The organism is Acaricomes phytoseiuli DSM 14247 (assembly GCF_000376245.1).
GTDB classification, from domain to species: Bacteria; Actinomycetota; Actinomycetes; order Actinomycetales; family Micrococcaceae; genus Renibacterium; species Renibacterium phytoseiuli.
Genome location: NZ_AQXM01000064.1, coordinates 227,140 through 245,361, shown reverse-complemented (window position 1 = coordinate 245,361; position 18,222 = coordinate 227,140). Strand labels below are relative to the sequence as shown.

General features: G+C 62.6%; 18 protein-coding genes and 2 tRNA genes. 11 read left to right on the top strand and 9 right to left on the bottom strand.

The features are described from left to right. A partial coding sequence (locus tag C501_RS14650; protein WP_026174527.1) for a transposase occupies positions 1-210 on the bottom strand: 210 nt, incomplete at its 3' end. Between the two features lie 141 nt (positions 211-351). Between C501_RS14650 and C501_RS13690 the strand changes: the two genes are divergently transcribed. Both C501_RS13690 and ettA read left to right on the top strand, forming a co-directional pair. Further along, positions 352-780 carry a DUF6993 domain-containing protein gene (locus tag C501_RS13690; protein WP_018135840.1) on the top strand — a complete coding sequence of 143 codons (429 nt, stop codon included), beginning with the start codon at positions 352-354 and terminating at the stop codon, positions 778-780. A gap of 75 nt (positions 781-855) precedes the next feature. Continuing rightward, entirely contained in the window at positions 856-2,538 is a 1,683-nt protein-coding gene (gene ettA / locus C501_RS0111795) for an energy-dependent translational throttle protein EttA (RefSeq protein ID WP_018135839.1), read from the top strand. 55 nt (positions 2,539-2,593) lie between these two features. On the opposite strand, the gene C501_RS0111790 is transcribed toward ettA, so the two are convergent. Further along, positions 2,594-3,520, bottom strand: a complete 927-nt coding sequence (locus tag C501_RS0111790; RefSeq protein WP_018135838.1) for an acyl-CoA thioesterase — start codon at positions 3,518-3,520, stop codon at positions 2,594-2,596. A gap of 178 nt (positions 3,521-3,698) precedes the next feature. On the opposite strand from C501_RS0111790, the gene C501_RS0111785 reads away from it, so the two are divergent. Further along, positions 3,699-4,358 (top strand): DUF8185 domain-containing protein, encoded by a 660-nt coding sequence (locus tag C501_RS0111785; protein ID WP_018135837.1) that lies wholly within the window; start codon positions 3,699-3,701, stop codon positions 4,356-4,358. A gap of 23 nt (positions 4,359-4,381) precedes the next feature. Here C501_RS0111785 and C501_RS0111780 read toward each other — a convergent pair whose 3' ends face one another. Genes C501_RS0111780 through pepN form a run of 4 tightly spaced genes read right to left on the bottom strand, consistent with a single transcriptional unit; the run spans position 4,382 to position 8,757 of the window. After that, on the bottom strand, positions 4,382-4,882 hold the full coding sequence (locus C501_RS0111780; protein ID WP_018135836.1) for a globin: 501 nt from the start codon (positions 4,880-4,882) through the stop codon (positions 4,382-4,384). Next, complete coding sequence (locus C501_RS13380) at positions 4,882-5,526, bottom strand: mechanosensitive ion channel family protein (RefSeq protein WP_018135835.1); 645 nt, start codon at positions 5,524-5,526, stop codon at positions 4,882-4,884. The genes C501_RS0111780 and C501_RS13380 overlap by 1 nt, the downstream gene beginning before the upstream one ends. A gap of 2 nt (positions 5,527-5,528) precedes the next feature. Next, complete coding sequence (locus C501_RS13375; RefSeq protein WP_018135834.1) at positions 5,529-6,029, bottom strand: OsmC family protein; 501 nt, start codon at positions 6,027-6,029, stop codon at positions 5,529-5,531. 49 nt (positions 6,030-6,078) lie between these two features. Further along, a complete protein-coding gene (pepN, locus tag C501_RS0111765; protein ID WP_018135833.1) occupies positions 6,079-8,757 on the bottom strand; it encodes an aminopeptidase N in 2,679 nt (892 codons plus the stop codon). Positions 8,758-8,946: 189 nt separating this feature from the next. On the opposite strand from pepN, the gene C501_RS0111760 reads away from it, so the two are divergent. Continuing rightward, positions 8,947-9,942, top strand: a complete 996-nt coding sequence (locus tag C501_RS0111760; protein WP_156807758.1) for a hypothetical protein — start codon at positions 8,947-8,949, stop codon at positions 9,940-9,942. 35 nt (positions 9,943-9,977) lie between these two features. Here the strand turns inward: C501_RS0111760 and C501_RS0111755 are convergent, their stop codons facing one another. Further along, positions 9,978-10,568, bottom strand: a complete 591-nt coding sequence (locus C501_RS0111755; protein ID WP_018135831.1) for a GNAT family N-acetyltransferase — start codon at positions 10,566-10,568, stop codon at positions 9,978-9,980. A gap of 112 nt (positions 10,569-10,680) precedes the next feature. On the opposite strand from C501_RS0111755, the gene C501_RS0111750 reads away from it, so the two are divergent. After that, the gene (locus tag C501_RS0111750) at positions 10,681-11,184 is read left to right on the top strand and encodes a ribose-5-phosphate isomerase (RefSeq protein ID WP_018135830.1); all 504 of its coding nucleotides are present in this window, start codon (positions 10,681-10,683) and stop codon (positions 11,182-11,184) included. Between the two features lie 3 nt (positions 11,185-11,187). Further along, on the top strand, positions 11,188-12,078 hold the full coding sequence (locus C501_RS0111745; protein ID WP_018135829.1) for an Fpg/Nei family DNA glycosylase: 891 nt from the start codon (positions 11,188-11,190) through the stop codon (positions 12,076-12,078). A gap of 36 nt (positions 12,079-12,114) precedes the next feature. Here C501_RS0111745 and C501_RS14050 read toward each other — a convergent pair whose 3' ends face one another. Further along, positions 12,115-13,263: a D-alanyl-D-alanine carboxypeptidase family protein gene (locus tag C501_RS14050; protein ID WP_018135828.1), complete on the bottom strand. Its 1,149-nt coding sequence runs from the start codon at positions 13,261-13,263 to the stop codon at positions 12,115-12,117. Positions 13,264-13,319: 56 nt separating this feature from the next. Then, positions 13,320-13,390: transfer RNA gene (locus C501_RS0111730), tRNA-Gly, on the bottom strand. Between the two features lie 177 nt (positions 13,391-13,567). Here C501_RS0111730 and C501_RS0111725 point away from each other — a divergent pair. The 5 genes from C501_RS0111725 (at position 13,568) to clpX (ending at position 18,172) form a co-directional block, all read left to right on the top strand. Then, positions 13,568-13,640: transfer RNA gene (locus C501_RS0111725), tRNA-Pro, on the top strand. A gap of 45 nt (positions 13,641-13,685) precedes the next feature. Beyond that, complete coding sequence (gene tig / locus C501_RS0111720; protein WP_018135827.1) at positions 13,686-15,107, top strand: trigger factor; 1,422 nt, start codon at positions 13,686-13,688, stop codon at positions 15,105-15,107. A 203-nt stretch (positions 15,108-15,310) separates the two neighbouring features. After that, on the top strand, positions 15,311-15,946 hold the full coding sequence (locus C501_RS0111715) for a ClpP family protease (protein WP_281098905.1): 636 nt from the start codon (positions 15,311-15,313) through the stop codon (positions 15,944-15,946). A 38-nt stretch (positions 15,947-15,984) separates the two neighbouring features. Beyond that, positions 15,985-16,686, top strand: a complete 702-nt coding sequence (locus C501_RS0111710; protein ID WP_018135825.1) for an ATP-dependent Clp protease proteolytic subunit — start codon at positions 15,985-15,987, stop codon at positions 16,684-16,686. Positions 16,687-16,855: 169 nt separating this feature from the next. Further along, positions 16,856-18,172: an ATP-dependent Clp protease ATP-binding subunit ClpX gene (gene clpX / locus C501_RS0111705; RefSeq protein ID WP_026174882.1), complete on the top strand. Its 1,317-nt coding sequence runs from the start codon at positions 16,856-16,858 to the stop codon at positions 18,170-18,172. Positions 18,173-18,222 lie beyond the last annotated feature (50 nt).

Below are 18,222 nucleotides of genomic sequence, written 5' to 3'. Positions count from 1 at the left end.
GATCCGCTTGTTCGCCTCGCGGAGCTGCTTACGCTCGTCCTCGGTCAGGCCCGGCACGCGCCCGTCTTCGATGTTTGCTTTTTTCAGCCAGTTGAACAACGAGGCTTCGGAAATCCCGAAGTCTCTCGCAATCTGCGATAACGGGGCCCGGGCTTTACGGGCCACAGCCACGACATCGTCACGGAACTCTTTCGGATAGGGCTTGGGCATGAGATACATCCTTCCAGCGAGGACGAATCCTCACAGATCAGATGTCAACCAAACCCGGGGCAGACCCCTCCAGCTTTCTGAGTTGTTCCTTGGGCCGCGGCCACGCAGACACGGCCGATGAGTCGTGGCACAATAAAAGGCATGGCTGAGCTCAGTATGCGTCACCGTACCGGTGGATTACTCTTAGTGTCCTTGAGCGCAGTGCTGGTTCTGGGCGCTTGCAGTCCAGAGCCTCTTCCGGCACCTTCGGCCCCGCCGACGAGCGCTTCGCAAAGCCCGGCCGAAGCTCTAGCGGCTGAGGTCCGGAAAGCGGTGAATCAGATGGCCGAGAATTCCCCGAACCCCAGCCAGCAGCAGTTCCGGGATGTTTTGAGTCCTTTCGCGAGCTCGCCCTCGGACGTCGAAGTTGCCGTCTCCAGAACCCCCACCGGACTGGCGGTCGATACGATTCAGGGTGCGGTTAAAGCAGAAGGCGCCTGCATCGTCTCAGGGGTGCGAGATGGTGTGGCCAGCACTACGGTGCTGCCCGTGCTGAGCGACGGATTGTGCTTCGTCGGAAGCCAGCGCTGACCCTGGACCAGCACCGGATCTTCACCGCTAGCTGAAGATGTGAGTTCTCTGCGGTGAACGACTAGCCTTAGAGTCATGGCGGAATTCATTTACACCATGACCAAGGCCCGTAAGACCGTGGGCGATAAGGTCATCCTCGACGATGTCAGCATGTCCTTTTTCCCGGGAGCGAAGATCGGCGTCGTCGGGCCTAACGGCGCCGGTAAATCGACGATCCTGAAGATCATGGCGGGCCTGGACACCCCTTCTAACGGCGAAGCCCGGCTGAGCCCCGGCTATACCGTGGGCATCCTGCTCCAGGAGCCGCCGCTCAACGAGGAGAAAACCGTTCTGGGCAACGTCCAGGAAGGCGTCGGCGAGATCTACGGCAAGATCGAGCGATTCAACCAGATCTCCGAAGAGATGGCTGATCCCGATGCGGATTACGATGCGCTGCTGGAAGAGATGGGCAAGCTCCAGGAAGCCATTGATGCCGCCGATGCCTGGGATCTCGATTCGCAGCTCGAACAAGCCATGGACGCCCTGCGCTGCCCGCCGCCGGATGCCGATGTGAAGGTGCTCTCCGGTGGTGAGCGCCGCCGGGTCGCGCTGTGCAAACTGCTCCTGCAGAAGCCGGACCTCTTGCTCCTGGATGAGCCCACCAACCATTTGGACGCGGAGAGCGTGCAGTGGCTGGAACAGCATCTGGCGAGCTATCCCGGCGCCGTCCTGGCCGTCACTCACGACCGCTATTTCCTCGACCACGTCGCCGAGTGGATCGCCGAGGTCGACCGCGGGCACCTCTACCCCTACGAGGGGAACTACTCCACCTACCTGGAGAAGAAGCGCGCCCGCCTGGAAGTACAGGGCCGTAAAGATGCGAAGATGGCCAAGCGCCTGGCCGAAGAGCTCGACTGGGTCCGCTCCAATGCCAAGGGGCGGCAGACCAAATCCAAGGCTCGTCTGGCGCGCTACGAGGAGATGGCCGCGGAGGCTGAGCGCACCCGTAAGCTGGACTTCGAAGAAATCCAGATCCCGCCGGGCCCCCGCCTGGGTTCCGTCGTGCTGGAAGCCGAGAACCTGGAGAAGGGCTTCGGGGATCGCACCCTGATTGACGGCCTGTCCTTCTCCCTTCCGCGCAACGGCATCGTCGGAGTCATCGGGCCCAACGGCGTGGGCAAGTCGACGCTGTTCAAGACCATCGTCGGCATGGAGCCCCTAGACGGAGGGGAGCTCAAGATCGGCGAATCGGTCAAGATCTCCTACGTCGATCAGAGCCGTGGCGGCATCGATCCGGAGAAGACGCTCTGGGAGGTGGTCTCCGAAGGCCTGGACTTCATCCAGGTCGGCAATGTCGAGATGCCGTCCCGCGCTTATGTCTCCGCTTTCGGGTTCAAGGGCCCGGATCAGCAGAAGAAAGCCGGGATCCTCTCCGGAGGTGAGCGGAACCGGCTCAATCTGGCGCTGACGCTCAAACAGGGCGGTAACTTGCTGCTCCTCGATGAGCCCACTAACGATCTCGATGTGGAAACTCTCTCTAGCCTGGAGAACGCCTTGCTCGAATTCCCCGGCTGCGCCGTGGTCGTCTCGCACGACCGCTGGTTCCTGGACCGAGTGGCCACGCACATCCTGGCCTATGAAGGAACCGAGCAGGATCCTGCGAGCTGGTACTGGTTCGAGGGCAACTTCGACTCCTATGAGCAGAACAAGATCGAACGCCTGGGGCCCGATGCGGCGCGTCCGCACCGGGTGACGCATCGCAAGCTCACCAGGGACTGATCTGCAGATATAGCAGATAGAGAGCGGCGCCGATCCGGGTGCCGGAGGGCCAGGTCTACCGCAACTGGCTCTTCGGCACCCGGATCATTCCTTCTTGGGCGACCGAAGCGACCAGGGCGCCGCTGCGGTCGAAGAACTTGCCGGTGTTCAAACCGCGCGCCCCGGAGGCGCTGGGCGATTCGGCGAGGTACAGCAGCCAGTCGTCCACTCGGGCCGGCCGGTGCCACCACATCGCATGGTCCAGGCTGGCGATGCTCATCCCCGGGGCTATCCAGGGCAGGCCGTGCGCTTTGAGCGAAGGCTCCAGCAGCGTGTAATCACTGGCATAAGCCAAGGCCGCCCGATGCACGATCGGGTCATCCGGCATGGGGCCGATGGTCTTCAGCCAGACTGCCTGGTGCGGCACCCGCTGCCCGTCATCGACGCAGAGATAGATATCCCCGCTGGCGTGCCGAACATCGAACGGCCGCCCGTACGCCCACTCCCGAGCGACCGGATGATCGAAACCGCCGAGAAACTCTGCGGTACTCGGCAAGGATTCCGGCTCCGGTATTCCCTCCGGGGCCCGATCCTGGTGATCCAGACCGGAATCCTCGGTCTGAAAAGAAGCGATCATCGACAGGATCGGCTTGCCGCCCTGATACGCATGGACGCGTCGGGCGGAGAAAGAGCGGCCGTCCCGCAGCCGCTGCACTCCGAAAGTGATGGGCTCCTGGACATTGCCGGCACGGAGGAAGTATCCGTGCATGGAATGCATCGGCCGGTCAGCATCTACGGTGCGCGCCCCGGCGATCAATGACTGAGCCAGAACTTGTCCGCCGAAAACGCGTCCGCTAGCGCGGTTCTCCACTCCGCCCAGAAAAATATCTTCATCTGTTCTGGCTCCTGCGCCCCTGAGGTCCAGGGTCTCCAGGAATTCGGTGAGGCGCCCCCCGCCGTGCCCGGGCTCGGCAGCGGCAGGTTCAGGAGAGTTTTCAGTCATAGTAAGAACTCTAGAGCCTGGTCGCCTCAGCACGCCAAGTCCGGTGCCGGGGGCGGTCGGAGGCATGTTCGACGAGGATTTGCGAAGATGGAGCAGTGACGTTCAGCTGCGGTACTTCTCTGCCTTCCATTCCTCCGCATTCCCTCTGGTGCGCGTGCAAAGGCATTGCGGGTGCCGCATGACGGGGGCCCTCGCCTTCCAGGATCCTCGGGATGTTTCTGATCTGAAGACCTTGGTGTCCCGTGCCAGAGCCGCCTATGACGGCGCAGTACGGTTGCAAGCCAGCGGCAGCACTTTGGCGCTGTGGGTATGCTCCATGCGACCCCGGCTGCTGGGGGAGGGCACCCCCACGGTGCTCGGGCTCCGGACCGTGGCGCTGGGGCAACCGGCAGAGTTGGACCGTACCGTGAGCCTGGCCTCGATGGCCGATCGTTTAGCCCGGCTCGGCCCCGATGACACAGAACTGCCGGTTCCCGAGGTGACTCAGCGGGAGGCTTGGGCCTCGATCAGCCCGCCGCGGGAAGCCTGGCTGCCGGTATCGAGCATCCCAGCGGGCGAGCTCATCGACGAGGCGCAGCGAGGCATCGCCGAGATAGCTCAGATCCTGCCTTCCAGCCCCGGTGCGCTTCTGGTCAACAACGCCCGTGCCACGGTGTGGGGCAGGCCGTCATCGCTGCTTCCGGCACTGCCGGCGGGTGCTGCCTTCGCCGGGGTCGCCCTCGGGTTCTGGCGTCCTGAGGACCGGATAGAGGTTTTCAATCATGGCCGCTGGCATCGGCTCAGCGCGCCCCTGGGGCATGTGCTGATCCGCTCCGGGGCCAGCCTTGACGAAGCCTAACCCGGCCAAGCAGGCTAAGCTGATCAGCCCGCCGAATTCACCATGGAGTGCGCAGCGCGTTCCAGATAGTCCCAGAGCGTTGCATCCTGCAGCGGCGGCAGCTCCAGAGTGTCCAGTGCGCTGCGCATCAGCTCGAGCCAGCGGTCCCGGGCCTGCGGGGTGATCGTGAAGGGGGCGTGGCGCATCCGCAGCCGAGGGTGCCCGCGCTCCTCGAGATAGGTCCGCGGGCCACCCCAGTACTGCTCGAGGAAGAGCAGTAACCGGCGTTCCGCGGGGCCGAGATCTGCTTCGGGGTACATGGGCCGTAGCAAGTCATCGTCGGCGACACAGCGGTAGAACTCGCGAACTAGGGCGGCCAAGGTCTCATGACCGCCCACTGCGGCATAGAAGTTCTCCGGCGGCGGCGCGAACTGGCCGCCAGGGGCAGCGGCGGGCTGCAGACGCGCGATAGGGCGGCCCAGATCGCCCGCGGCAGGCAAAGGCCGGTCCGTCTGATCTTCCGCGTGTTCGCCGGGACCGCTCATCACTGCTCCTCTTCGCCGTTCGTAGCCTCTCGAGGCCCAGGGTCACGATACTGGCCAGAGCCACGATACTGGCCCTGAGAGCGATTCCCCACTCGGAGAATCTCTCCGTTGCGCAAGTACCAGATGGCGCCGTCTTCCCCGCGGACCCTCGTGATCCGCAGATTCACCGACTCGACGGTGCCCACCACTTCGGAAGTCTCGATCACATCGCCTATGCCGAACTGGTCTTCAAGGGTCAGGAAGATCCCGGCCAGAAAATCACGGATCAGCTGCTGGCAGCCGAAGCCTATGGCGACGCCGATGATGCCGAAGCTCGTCAGCAGTGGGGCAACATTCACCCCGAAAGCCAGAAGCACATAGACTCCGGTGATGACTACCAGTACCGTGCCGTAGACGGAGGTCAGCAGGGATCCGATGGTCCGTGCGCGCTGCACCCGGCGTTCGGACTCCCAGGGCCGCAGCGCCGGCTGACTCCAGGCTGGCTGACTCCAGCGTGCGGTGCGTGCAGGGGCGGGGCTCTGTTCCGGCTCCTGTGCCCGGCTCAGCCGGCGGGTGATGCGGGAGATGACGAACCGGCCCAGGAACCAGAAGATCAGGCCCAGGGCCAAGGCCGTGGCGGCGTCCAGCCAGGGACTGAACGGCATGGTCAATCTCCTCTTCCTTCTAGCTCTTCTGGTCTTTCCGGGTTCTCCGAGAGCTCGTGACGGACCGGGAAATTCACACTCCGGGCCATGAAGCACAGCGCCGAGGCCTCCGCATGCAGCTGCTGCATGATCACTGTTCCAACCGGCTCAGCGGTTTCGACCTCGGGGCGTAAAGTAGCCGAACTGAACTCGCCGCTGCCATCAGGGTTGAGGCGCAAGGCGGCTTCTGACTGATCCCGATAGGCGGTGACCCGTACATCGTGCCGCAGGGCCACATGCAGGAAAGACAGCATATGGCATTCGCTCAGGGCTGCGAGCAGTAAGAGCTCGGGGTTCCAGCGCTCGCGGTCACCGTGGAAAGCGCGGTCCGCCGAACCGAGGAGCTCCGGCAGGCCTTCGGCCCGGATCACATGATTCCGGCTGTAATCCCGGTAACCCGAGGTCCCGGTTCCCCGATTGCCCGTCCACTCGGTGCTGATCCGATATCGATGCTCTGCTGGCATTCCTGCCTCCGGTTCAGTTCGCCTTGGTCGGTTAGTTCGCCCTGGTCAGTTAGCGGAAGTCATCGGCACTCTGCGCCCGCAATGCGCGCGCCACAGTGTCTCGACCCTCCCGTACCAGGCGGCCGAGTGCGGGCGCTTCCTCGCCGAGTTCAGCGAGGAAGGCGTCGGTGGCTGCGATGCTGGCCTGATCCGTCAGTTCCGCGGGGTAGAGGCCTTCGACGAGACCGGAGGCGATTTCATGAGACCGCTCAGCCCAGATCTGCCGGATCGTACCGAAGTAACGGCCCCGGAAGGGGCTCAACAGCGCGGTATCGTGCACCCGTGAGAACCCACTGATCGCAGCGCGCTGCGCCGCATTGGGCAGCGTGTTCTCCTCGACCAGTTCATTCCACACGCGCTCTTTGTTCTCCGCGGTGGGGATGGCCGCTGCAGCAAGGGTGGCGGCAAGCTGTCCCGTCTGCGTATTGTCCTGCTGGAGTTCGGCGGTGATCTCCTCCTGGCCGGCTCTGCCGCCGGCGGCGAGTGAGGCGAGCAGTTCCCAGCGGAGATCTTGATCGACGTTCACCCCGGGCAGCGCAGTTTCACCGCTGAGCAGGCTCGCGATCAGATCGAGCTGTTCCGGGCTCTGCGCCAGCAGCGCGAAGGCCTTGACGAACTGAAGCTGCGAGTCCGATCCAGCCTCGGCCTCGTTGGCCAGCGTCCAGAGCCGCTCAGCGGCGGAGACCTTAGCCTTCTGCTGCGCCTGCGGAGCGACATAGAAGGACAGCGCGGTACCGAGCTGGCGCAGCAGCACCATCACCACTGAAGAATCCGTTTCCGAGCCGATATTCGCCAGCACCAGCTCCACGAAATCCCGGGCAGGTGTTTCGCCGTCCCGGGTGGCATCCCAGGCCGAGGCCATGACTAGGGTCCGCGGCAAGGATTCCGCGAAATCTTTAAGGTGCGCGGTCGCGGTGGCGAGTGAGGACTCATCGAGGCGGATCTTGGCATAGGCCAGATCATCGTCATTGAGCAGCACCAGAGCGGGGCGCTTGTGGCCGATGAGTTCCGGTACTTCGGTGCGCTCGCCACTGACATCTAGCTCCACCCGGTGACTGCGCACGAGCTGCGGAGCTTGCGTGCCCGGCACTTCGGCCAGATCGTAGAAGCCGATGGCTATCCGGTGAGGGCGCAGGGTCGGGTACGCTTCGGGAGCGGACTGCTCCACCGCGAAGGAGGTGATGACCTCTTGCCCGTGTTCCCCGGCTTCTTCTGTGGCTTCCCCGGTTTCTTGCTGGGTGCCGATCACGGCACGCAGGGTATTGACCCCGGCGGTCTCCAGCCACAGCTGGGACCATTCGGAGAGGTCGCGCCCGCTCGATGCTTCGAGCTTGCGCATCAGATCGGCAAGCTCAGTATTGCCCCAGGCGTGCTGGGCGAAATAGGCACGCACGCCGGCCATGAATTCTTCCTGCCCCACCCAGGCCACCAGCTGCCGCAGCACTGAGGCGCCTTTGGCGTAGGTAATCCCATCGAAGTTCACCTGGACGTCTTCGAGATCTCGGATCTCCGCGACGATGGGGTGGGTCGAGGGCAGCTGATCCTGGCGATACGCCCAGGACTTCTCCAGCGAGCAGAACGTAGTCCAGGCTTGGGTGAATTCGGTGTTCTCGGCAGCGGCCAGCGTGGACATGAACTCCGCGAAGGATTCATTGAGCCACAGATCGTTCCACCAGCGCATGGTGACCAGGTCGCCGAACCACATATGCGCCAGCTCGTGCAGGATCGTGATGGCGCGCCGCTCGACCATGGCCCCGGTAACCTTGCCCCGGAACACGTAGTTCTCCAGGAAGGTCACCGCACCGGCGTTCTCCATAGCGCCGGCGTTGAACTCCGGGACGAAGAGCTGATCGTATTTGGCAAACGGGTAAGCGGTGCCGAACTGCTGCTCGAAGAATTCGAATCCCTGCCGGGTCAGCGCGAAGATATTCTCCGCATCCAGGTACTGCATGAGGGAGGCCCGGGCATAGACCCCCAGTGGGATGGTCCGGCCGCCGGCGCTCGTCAGCTCGCTGTGCACGCTCTGGTAGGGGCCGGCGATCAACGCGGTGACGTAGCTGGAGAGTTTGGGCGTCGGCTCGAAAGCCCAGGTCTTGAGGTCGATGCCCTCCGCAGAGATTCCCGCGTCGACGGGTTCCGGGGTAGGGGAGTTGGAGACCACCGACCAGTGCGCCGGTGCGGTCACCGTGAACTGGAAGGTCGCTTTCAGATCAGGCTGCTCGAAGACCGCGAACATCCGCCGGGAATCCGGAACCTCGAACTGCGTATAGAGGTACACCTCGCCGTCAACCGGATCGACGAAGCGGTGCAGGCCTTCGCCGGTATTGGTGTAGCGGCCATCGGCGACGATCCGCAGCTCGTTCTGCGCGGCCAGCCCGGGCAGGGCGATCCGCACTCCATCGCAGACCTCGGCGGGATCAAGGTCGACGCCGTTGAGCGTGACCGAGTGGACGGTCTCGGTGATGGCATCGATGAAGGTGTCCGTGCCGGGTTCAGCGGTGAAGGAGACCACCGTGGTCGTGCCGAAAACGGTGTCTCCCCGAGCCAGGTCCAGATCGACGGCATAAGAATCGACAGAGATCGAGGTGCTGCGCTGACGGGCTTCCTCACGGGTGAGGTTCATTCCGGGCACGGGGATCCTTTCATCGGTGTTCTCATCCCGGCACGGGAACCGGAGGGCTCGAGCCATGATGAGATTCAGAGGCTTCTCTTATTTGTAGCACCGCTGGTCGCCCAGCTCCAGGAGCCGTTGTGCTCATCTGTGCTCATCTGTGTTCGTCTGGGCTTGTCTGGTGTGGTTGTTTGTCACACTGGGAACATCAAAGGCGCATAACAGACGCACAATAGTGGAAACGGCAGCGAACGGGAGGTGATGATCATGGCAGAGCGGTTCGATACCCGGTTCACTGCGTTCGGCGTTATTTTTCCCTGGGCCGTGGCTTTCTGCTTCGCTGCCATCGCGCTCATGCTCAGATCCGGGGTGCCGGAGACGCTCGGCCTGAGCTGGCCCGGTGGTGCTTCTGTCATCGTGACTTTCCCGGCCTTCGTGGTTCTGCACGCGGCGGTGATCGGGGTCTTCGGTTCGCTCTGCGGGGTTCTCGCAGGAGCCCGCTGGCCCCGCCGCTGGGTGCGGCGAGTGCTGATGGGTGCCGCGGTGGGAGTGAGCCTGATCGGCGCGACGATAGGTGCCGCCTGGCTGATCGGCCATCAAGGAGTGAACAGCCCCCATGAAGGGCGATTCGACCCGGTGGTCTTCGCGCTCGGGGCCGGTGCCGCCCTAGCCCTGGGCGTCATCATGATCTTCGTCTATCAGCCGCAGCAGCGCTGGGGCGCGGTGGACGAGAAGGCTCTGGCCGAGGCCATGGCGGCGCATGAAGGCAAACCCACTGTGCGGTTCTGGGTGCATTCGCGCGCTTCGAGTTTCGTCTTCCTAGGCATGCTGGGCATCTTCCCCGCCGGTCTGCTGCTTGCCGTGAATCCCTGGTTTTCACTGATCCCGTTAGTGCTGGCTCTGCTGTTCGCGGGAACACTCTTCGCCCGGGTCAGGATCGATGGCGGCCAGGTGAGTCCAGGCCGGTTGCGGGTTTTCATCGCCGGGTTCGTGCCCTTCGTTGCTTTCGACCTCGAGAGCGTCGATGAAGATGCGGTAGAAGAAACTGCCGTACGAGTCTGGTCTCAGGGCGGCCCAGGGCCGCGGATCCACGGGCAGCGGTATCAGTACCTCTGCCGGAATGGTGCAGCGCTCAGCCTGACTGTTCAACCTGCTTCGGGGCAGAAAGCGGGGCAGAACAGGCAGTTGCTGCTAGGCGTGCCGGAACAGTTATCAGCCTCCAGGCTCGCGGACTACCTGCGCCAGCGCGCCGCAGAGCAGTAGCGGGCCTGACGTCTAAGCATGAAGAGTGTAGATTTTCAGTGCATCTCCAGGAATTCGCTTCTGAGGATTCCCATCTGAATCTGGGCCCAGTACCGTCCAGCATGGAATGCTGCGGCGCGCCGAGTGCCTTCCACCACGAAGCCGGCGCTCTTATAGGTGCGTAGAGCGCGAGTGTTGTATTCCCACACGTTGAGCTCTATTTTGTTGAGGCCTAGTTCTTCGAAGGCAAAGCGAAGGATGATTTTCATTGTGTCAGTGCCGAAACCCTGCCCTACATGCGGGGTTCCGATCATGATTCCCAAGCTCGCAGCCCGGATTGTCGGGTCGATGCCCCATAGCGCCACATGGCCCAGCAAGGTGCCGTCATCGATTTTCTCTATCGAGAAACCGACTCCACCGGCGTCTTTGTTCTTGCTCCAGGCCTGAAACATTTCAACCGTGGCTGCGGCAGGGGCCGGGACGACCTTCGTGCTTTGGAAAACAGCCCATTCTGGCTCATTCCACCAGGAGGCCAGTGATTCGGTATCCTCCTCTCGTAACGAGCGCAAACGGACCTTGGCTCCTCGCAGTAGGCCTGCTGCATAGTCTCTTATCGCGCTCATTTCACCCGGCTGCAGATCATTCATCGAATTCTTCCAATCGTCGGTAGAGGTGAATGCTCTACGGAGATAGCAAAGCTACCAGGAGAATCAACAGGCGGCCTTGGTCCGGGCCGGCGGCTAGAGGTACTCTCAACAGATGACCCTGCCTCGTGTCCATATCGCCACCGATCATGCTGGCCTCAAACTACGCGACTATCTCATCGAGCATTTGTGCGGGCGGGGGTTCGAGGTCGTCGTTCACGGCCCCGCCGCCTATGATGCCCAGGACGATTACCCGGCCTTCTGCATCCGGGCCGCGCAAGCAGTCATCGCAGACACCGAGGCCGGGGAGCCCGCACTGGGCATCGTGCTCGGCGGATCGGGTAACGGCGAGCAGATCGCCGCCAATAAGGTTCAGGGTATTCGGGCCGCGCTGGCCTGGAATCTGGAGACCGCGAAGCTCGCCCGGCAGCATAACGACGCCAATGTGGTCGCCGTGGGTGGACGGCAGCACACGGTGGAGGAAGCGGCAGCCATCATCGATGCGTTTCTGGATGAGCCTTTCAGCGGAGCCGAGCGGCATACCCGCAGGATCAACCAGATCGCCCGGTTCGAAGCCACCGGTGAGCTGCCTGCGGACAGCACCGGAACCGAAGTCTGAGCAATGCCGGAGGGGCATACTATCCACCGGCTGGCCCGGCAGCTCGAGGACGTTTTCGGGGGCCAGCGGGTTCATGCCGAAAGCCCTCAAGGCCGATTCTTCGCCGGCGCCGACCGACTGGACGGTAAGATCCTGGAGTCCGCTCGGGCCCACGGCAAACAGCTCTTCGTAACTTTCCAGGATGAGCAGATCCTGCGGGTGCATCTTGGCCTCTACGGGGCTTGGGATTTCGGTGGGGATGCCACCTTCCAAGGAGCTTCCAGCATCGGAGCTCCGCGCCGGATCGGAGAGAACGAGGCTTCCGGGCAGGCCATCGCGGAATACACCGGCCCGCCGGCTCCAGTGGGTGCTGTCAGACTGCGGTTGACCTCTGAGCACGGCTGGGCGGATCTGCGCGGCCCCAGTGCCTGCGAGGTTCTTGGCCCGGGGGAAGCCGAGCTGGTACTCGGCCGGCTGGGGCCGGACCCACTCGCTGACCTCACATCGGGGGAGAGCCGTTTCCTGGAAGCCGTGCAGCGCAGCGCACGCCCTATCGCGGCCCTGCTCATGGACCAGGAAGTCGTTGCCGGGATCGGTAACGTCTACCGCGCTGAATTGCTCTTCCGTGCAGAACTGGCACCGATGACGCCCGGAAAATCGTTGAGCCCGGAAAAAGTGCGCCTGCTCTGGCGGGATGCGGCCGGGCTACTGGCGCGTGGAGTCGTCGAAGGACGCATCGTGACCACCGAGCCCATCCATCGTGAGGACCAGAACGCTCCGGTGGCGCAAGCATCGGACGCGCATTATGTCTACCGCCGGTCAGAGCTGCCCTGCCGGATCTGCCAGACTGCGGTCGTTGGAACGGAACTGGCCGGGCGGAATCTCTTCTTCTGCACGGGCTGCCAGAGCGCCTGAGGCAGAGCGCGGAGCCGAGGCGCGTACCCCTCGACATCAGTAGCCGGGGGCGGCCGGAAAGCCGTAGTACTGCTCCAGGGTGGGAACGCTGCGCTCATGCATATCACTGGCCACTTCGCGGCCTACAAACCGCACATGCCAGGGCTCATAAGAGTATCCGGTCACCTCGCTGTGCCCCTCTGGATAACGGATGATGAACCCGTAACGCCAGGAGTTCTCTGCGATCCATCGCCCTCCGGGGGTGTCCCTGAAGCATTGCTGCAGATCGCACTCGCCGGACACGGCTCCGACATCCAGGGCTAGGCCAGTCTGGTGCTCGCTGTAGCCGGGCCGTGCGGAGATGCGATCCGCCTGGGCCTGCCCGTACTGGCTAACGTAACCGTTATAGAGGGTCGTCTGAGTCGCGTAGGGCCGATATCCGCTGATAGTTTTCAGCGGGATTCCAGCCGAAGCGGCGCCGGCGGTCATTTCTCTTGCGGCATCGGCCGCGGGGGACCACAGCGTCGCCGCGCCGACAGAAGATGTGCTCCTCGGCGCGTAATCAAGCGGTAGCAGAGGCTGTTGCTTATTGATGACCGCTGTGGTGTAGGTGATCCAGGCACCTTCGGTCTCCGTGCGGGTGATCAGCCCGCCCAGGAAGTTCTGCTCGCAGCGCCCGGACGCGCAGTTCTCTGAACTGTTCGGATAGTCGAGCGGGCCGTTCTCATGGTGAGCCTGAGCCCACAGGTCAAAGGTTCCTCCGGTGACCGGATGGGCACCGGTGCTGGGGGACCAGTAAACAGAGCCGTTCTGGAAGGCCTGGTAGCAGCCGTCTCGGTGCAGGCCGCAGGTGACTTCGCCACGAGCGCCCCCCAGGGGGTCAGACATCCCGGTTTGCTGCACAACAGCGCCGATGGCGGCTACCCCAGGGTGCTCCGAGGTCTTCGGGCTGGGGGTTGGGTCGCTTTCCGCTGTTTCGGTGACCGTAGGTTCTGCGGGCGAGACCGTCGGCTGTGTCACCGGGTTGGAAGGCGCAGGTGTGAAAGGTATAAATGCCAGAACGATAGCGAATAAAGAGGCGATCAGAATTGCACCGAGTGCCAGAGCGGTGATCTTGCGTCGGTGCAGCAGGGAGGTTCTGGACGTGCTGCGGCGGGCCGCCAGGGCTTCTGCGCGGGAGAAAAAAGATTCCGGGTCGTCATTCATCGGCGTTTCCCTGAAGAAGTACTCGCATCTGGAACGACTATCCTACAGATCTTGAGAGGGGATGACGGGAATCGAACCCGCGTAATCAGTTTGGAAGACTGAGGCTCTACCATTGAGCTACATCCCCGTGCCTGGGTCTTTCTTTACCGGAGTATCGCACCAGCCCTAGCAGGACACCACTACATCATACCGATTCCGTTGGAACCAAATGCTCTGCCCGGCGCACAGTATTATGGTTGCCCCGGTATTCCCGCGTTAATGTGCGTTGAAGACAGCGAAGCCGTAGACTGTCCCGAGCAATACCCGGGGCGTAGCGTAGTGGCTAGCGCGCCTGCTTTGGGAGCAGGAGATCGCAGGTTCGAGTCCTGTCGCCCCGACCCATGATCGAAGCTATTTCCCACCGATCCCAGGAGTAAAACGCAGTGAAGAGCGCTGTTGAGAACCTCTCGCCCACTCGGGTCAAGCTTGATGTCGAGGTTCCTTTCGAGGAACTGAAGCCGAGCATCGACAAGGCCTATCAGGAGATCTCAGAGCAGATCCAGATCCCGGGATTCCGGAAAGGCAAGGTGCCTCAGCGATTGATCGATCAGCGGGTGGGGCGCGGCTACGTCCTGGAAACCGCGATCAATCAGGGCCTCAACGGTTGGTATCAGGAAGCGGTGACGGAAAGCGGTATCCGCCCAGTCTCCCGTCCCGAGGTCGAGATTGGTGAAGTGCCGGATCCTTCCGATACTGAAGGGGAATTCAAGTTCTCCGTGCAGGTCGACGTCCGGCCCGAGGTCGAGTTGCCGGATTACGCGGGCCTCACGGTAGAGGTCGCGGCTGCGCAGCGCGCTGAGGCCGATATCGATAAGGCGCTCGATGAGCTGCGCGGCCGCTTTGGCACGCTGAAGCCCGCAGACCGCCCAGCTGCCAAAGACGATTTCGTGACGATCGATATCGCCGCTGAGGTTGACGGCGAGGACGTCGATTCCGCATCGGGGCTTTCCTACCAGGTAGGTTCCGGGACCATGCTCGACGGCCTGGACGAGGCTGTTGAGGGCTTGAGCGCCGATGAAGAGGCGATCTTCGAGACCACCCTCGTCGGCGGCGAGTACGCCGGCAAACCGGCTCAGGTGAAGGTCAAGGTGGCCGGCGTCAAGGTCCGTGAACTGCCCGAGGCTGATGATGAATTCGCCCAGCTCGCGAGCGAGTTCGACACCATCGGTGAGCTCCGTGACGATCTGGGCGCCCAGGTGGACCGCGCCAAGGTCGCGGAGCAGGGCATCGAAGCCCGGGACAAGGTTCTGGATAAACTGCTCGAGACCGTCGAGGTTCCGGTGCCCGAGTCCGTGATCGATGATCAGCTCGAGCAGCATTTCGATCCGGCTAACGCCCACCCGACGGCCGATGGCGGTGAGCACGACACCGAAGAGCACCGCGCCGAGGTCCGCGCTAATACGGAGCGCGCTTTCAAGAACGAGATCATCCTGGACGCCATCGCGGATCAAGAGGAGATCGGTGTCTCCCAGGCGGAGCTCATCGACTACATCGTGAACTCGGCGGGCCAGTACGGTATGGATCCGAACCAGTTCGCGCAGATGCTCGATCAGTCCGGCCAGGTGCCGATGGTGGTCGGCGAAGTGCGTCGGCGCAAGGCTCTGGCTCATGTCCTGGGGCAGGCCACTGTCACCGATGACGCTGGTGCCGCAGTGGACCTGAGCGAATTCGTGAAGCCTCCCGTGGATCCGGATCTGGAGCAGGCCGTGAACGAGGTCGCTGGAATCAGCGAGGAAGCCCCGGAGGGCGCCCAGAGCGATTCGGCTCAGCCGGCTGCTGACGATCCGGGTGCCGCGCGCTTCTAATTCCCGGATCTTCTCGTATCGAGTGGTCGGATGCGGTGGCTTTGAGTCCTTGAAAGCCGCCGTATCCGACCACTCAGCGTTTAAGCTTCGGACCTGCGCCAACAGCGAACAGTGCCGTTCTGCGGAAGAGATCGGCGGCGCAAACGGCTATGGTCCATGTAGCGACAGGATGCTAGCTGCGGAATGAGGAAGTTGATCACACTATGACTGAACGGACGCCCATGACCCCCGCTCCCGCGCGAATGGCTTCGGTGGAGCCCATTGCCCGCGAAGATTATGTTTATAACCGACTGCTCCAGCAGCGCACCATCTGGCTCGGATCCGAGGTGCGCGATGACAACGCCAACCTGATCTGCTCCCAGATGCTCCTGCTTGCGCAGGAGGATCAGGACAAGGACATCTACCTTTACATCAACTCTCCGGGCGGTTCGGTGACCGCTGGCATGGCGATCTACGACACCATGCAGTTCATCCCGAACGATGTGGTGACGGTAGCCACCGGTCTGGCGGCTTCGATGGGGCAGTTCCTGCTCTCTTCGGGCACCAAGGGCAAACGCTACGCGACGCCGAACGCCAGAATCCTGATGCACCAGCCCTCCGGCGGCATCGGCGGAACCGCATCGGATATCAAGATCCAGGCCGAACTGATCCTGCACATGAAGAAGATCATGGCCGAGCTCACGGCAGAGCAGACGGGCCAGAGCGTGGAGACGATCCTCCGGGATAACGACCGCGATAAGTGGTTCACCGCGGAAGAAGCCCTGGAATACGGCTTCTTCGACAAGATCAGTGCGCACGCCGGGTCGGTTTCCGGTGGCGGCGGCACCGACGCACGGTAGTCCGGACGGCGAAAAGGTTTGACAGAGGAGAACACGAAATGACGATGGATTTCAGTGCCGCCGGCAGGCCCGAGATGTTGATGGGTGCTGCTCCTGGTGGAGCAGCCGGCCAGATGCCCAGCTCCCGGTACGTGCTCCCGCAGTTCGAGGAGCGGACCCCCTATGGCTTCAAGCGCCAGGACCCGTACACCAAGCTCTTCGAAGATCGCATTATCTTCCTGGGCGTGCAAGTGGACGATGCCAGTGCCGATGACATCATGGCTCAGCTGCTGGTTCTCGAGTCGACTGATCCGGACCGGGATATCACCCTCTACATCAACTCTCCGGGCGGGTCCTTCACCGCGATGACGGCGATTTACGACACCATGCAGTACATCCGGCCGGAGATCCAGACCGTGTGCCTGGGCCAAGCGGCCTCAGCCGCTGCGGTGCTGTTGGCAGCCGGAACCCCGGGTAAGCGCCTGGCTCTGCCCAACGCGCGGGTGCTCATCCACCAGCCGGCGCTTTCCGGCGGCCAGGGTGGCCAGGCTTCGGACTTGGAGATCCAGGCCAACGAAGTGATGCGGATGCGCAGCTGGCTCGAGGACACCTTGGCCAAGCACTCCGGCCGCACTGCGGAACAACTCAATATCGACATCGAGCGGGACAAGATCCTGACGGCGGAAGAGGCCATGGCCTACGGTTTGATCGATCAGGTGCTTGAGTCCCGCAAGATCAAGCCGGCAGCGATCACCAAGTAACAAACCCTTGGTCTATTTTGATCTTTATAAGTTAAGGTCATTGCGGCGAGTAAACGCCGGTGAGTCTTCATCTCCTGAAGGCTCACCGGCGTTTACCCTTTATTCTGCAAGGTTTTAGCCTAGAGTGGACGGTAGCCGTGGTGTGCGGCACCGAATGGAAGGGATGGCAATGGCTCGAATGGGCGAGAGTACTGACCTGCTCAAATGTTCTTTCTGCGGAAAGAGTCAGAAGCAGGTCCGCAAACTCATTGCCGGCCCCGGAGTCTACATCTGCGACGAATGCATCGAGCTGTGCAACGAGATCATCGAAGAAGAGCTCGCAGAAGTCGCGGATCTCGGTGCTTTCGAGTTGCCGAAACCCCGTGAGATCTTCGGTTTCCTGCAGGAATACGTCATCGGCCAGGAGCCGGCCAAGCGGGCTCTTTCCGTAGCGGTCTACAACCACTACAAACGCATCCAGGCAGGGGCTGCGAGCAGTAGCAAGGGGGCGGCCCTGCTGGCCGAAGGCCCCACGCTGACTGACGGCGCGGCTGTCGATGATGTGGAGATCGCCAAGTCGAATATCCTGTTGATCGGCCCCACCGGCTGCGGCAAGACCTACCTGGCGCAGACTCTGGCCCGCAGGCTGAACGTACCGTTCGCGGTAGCCGACGCCACAGCGCTGACCGAAGCCGGGTATGTCGGTGAAGATGTCGAGAACATTCTGCTCAAGCTCATCCAGGCTGCTGACTACGATGTCAAAAAAGCCGAACAGGGCATCATCTACATCGATGAGATCGATAAGATCTCCCGGAAGAGCGAGAACCCCTCGATCACCCGTGACGTCTCGGGAGAAGGAGTGCAGCAGGCACTGCTGAAGATCCTCGAGGGCACGGTGGCTTCGGTGCCGCCGCAGGGCGGGCGCAAGCACCCGCATCAGGAGTTCATCCAGATCGACACCACTAATGTGCTCTTCATCGTGGCCGGCGCTTTCGCCGGCCTGGAGGAGATCATCGGGGCCAGGGCGGGTAAGAAGGGCATCGGCTTCGGTGCCCCGCTGGGCGCCCTCGCCGGCGAAGAAGCCGGATACGCGGATGTCATGCCGGAGGATCTGCTCAAATTCGGTCTGATCCCCGAGTTTATCGGCCGTTTACCGGTGATCACCACGGTGTCTCACCTGGACCGCCCGGCACTGATCCAGATTCTTACCGAGCCCAAGAACGCCCTGGTCAAGCAGTACCAGAAGATGTTCCACCTGGACGGCGTTGAACTGGTCTTCGAGGACGAAGCGCTTGAAGCCATGGCTGACCAGGCTCTGGACCGGGGGACCGGGGCCCGCGGTTTGCGTGCCATTCTTGAGGAAGTCCTGCTTCCGGTGATGTTCGACCTGCCGAGCAGGGAAGACATCGCTTCGGTCGTGATCACCGCCGAAGCCGTGGCCGGCACCGCTCAGCCGACGCTTATCCCTCAGGCCGTTGCGGCGAAGCGTCGTAACAAATCAGCGTAATGCGTTATTGAACTCGTCACTGCGTCACCGAAGGCGCACTATTTGCGAAG

Excerpts from the sequence above, each read along its gene's own strand:
- C501_RS0111790 (WP_018135838.1), bottom strand. The coding sequence starts at position 3,520 with ATGACTGAAAACTCTCCTGAACCTGCCGCTGCCGAGCCCGGGCACGGC.
- pepN (WP_018135833.1), bottom strand. The coding sequence starts at position 8,757 with ATGGCTCGAGCCCTCCGGTTCCCGTGCCGGGATGAGAACACCGATGAA.
- C501_RS0111715 (WP_281098905.1), top strand. The coding sequence starts at position 15,311 with ATGACTGAACGGACGCCCATGACCCCCGCTCCCGCGCGAATGGCTTCG.
- C501_RS0111750 (WP_018135830.1), top strand. The coding sequence starts at position 10,681 with ATGACCCTGCCTCGTGTCCATATCGCCACCGATCATGCTGGCCTCAAA.
- clpX (WP_026174882.1), top strand. The coding sequence starts at position 16,856 with ATGGCTCGAATGGGCGAGAGTACTGACCTGCTCAAATGTTCTTTCTGC.
- C501_RS14050 (WP_018135828.1), bottom strand. The coding sequence starts at position 13,263 with ATGAATGACGACCCGGAATCTTTTTTCTCCCGCGCAGAAGCCCTGGCG.
- C501_RS13380 (WP_018135835.1), bottom strand. The coding sequence starts at position 5,526 with ATGCCGTTCAGTCCCTGGCTGGACGCCGCCACGGCCTTGGCCCTGGGC.
- C501_RS0111755 (WP_018135831.1), bottom strand. The coding sequence starts at position 10,568 with ATGAATGATCTGCAGCCGGGTGAAATGAGCGCGATAAGAGACTATGCA.
- C501_RS13690 (WP_018135840.1), top strand. The coding sequence starts at position 352 with ATGGCTGAGCTCAGTATGCGTCACCGTACCGGTGGATTACTCTTAGTG.
- C501_RS13375 (WP_018135834.1), bottom strand. The coding sequence starts at position 6,029 with ATGCCAGCAGAGCATCGATATCGGATCAGCACCGAGTGGACGGGCAAT.
- C501_RS0111745 (WP_018135829.1), top strand. The coding sequence starts at position 11,188 with ATGCCGGAGGGGCATACTATCCACCGGCTGGCCCGGCAGCTCGAGGAC.
- C501_RS0111780 (WP_018135836.1), bottom strand. The coding sequence starts at position 4,882 with ATGAGCGGTCCCGGCGAACACGCGGAAGATCAGACGGACCGGCCTTTG.
- C501_RS0111710 (WP_018135825.1), top strand. The coding sequence starts at position 15,985 with ATGACGATGGATTTCAGTGCCGCCGGCAGGCCCGAGATGTTGATGGGT.
- C501_RS0111760 (WP_156807758.1), top strand. The coding sequence starts at position 8,947 with ATGGCAGAGCGGTTCGATACCCGGTTCACTGCGTTCGGCGTTATTTTT.
- C501_RS0111785 (WP_018135837.1), top strand. The coding sequence starts at position 3,699 with ATGACGGGGGCCCTCGCCTTCCAGGATCCTCGGGATGTTTCTGATCTG.
- ettA (WP_018135839.1), top strand. The coding sequence starts at position 856 with ATGGCGGAATTCATTTACACCATGACCAAGGCCCGTAAGACCGTGGGC.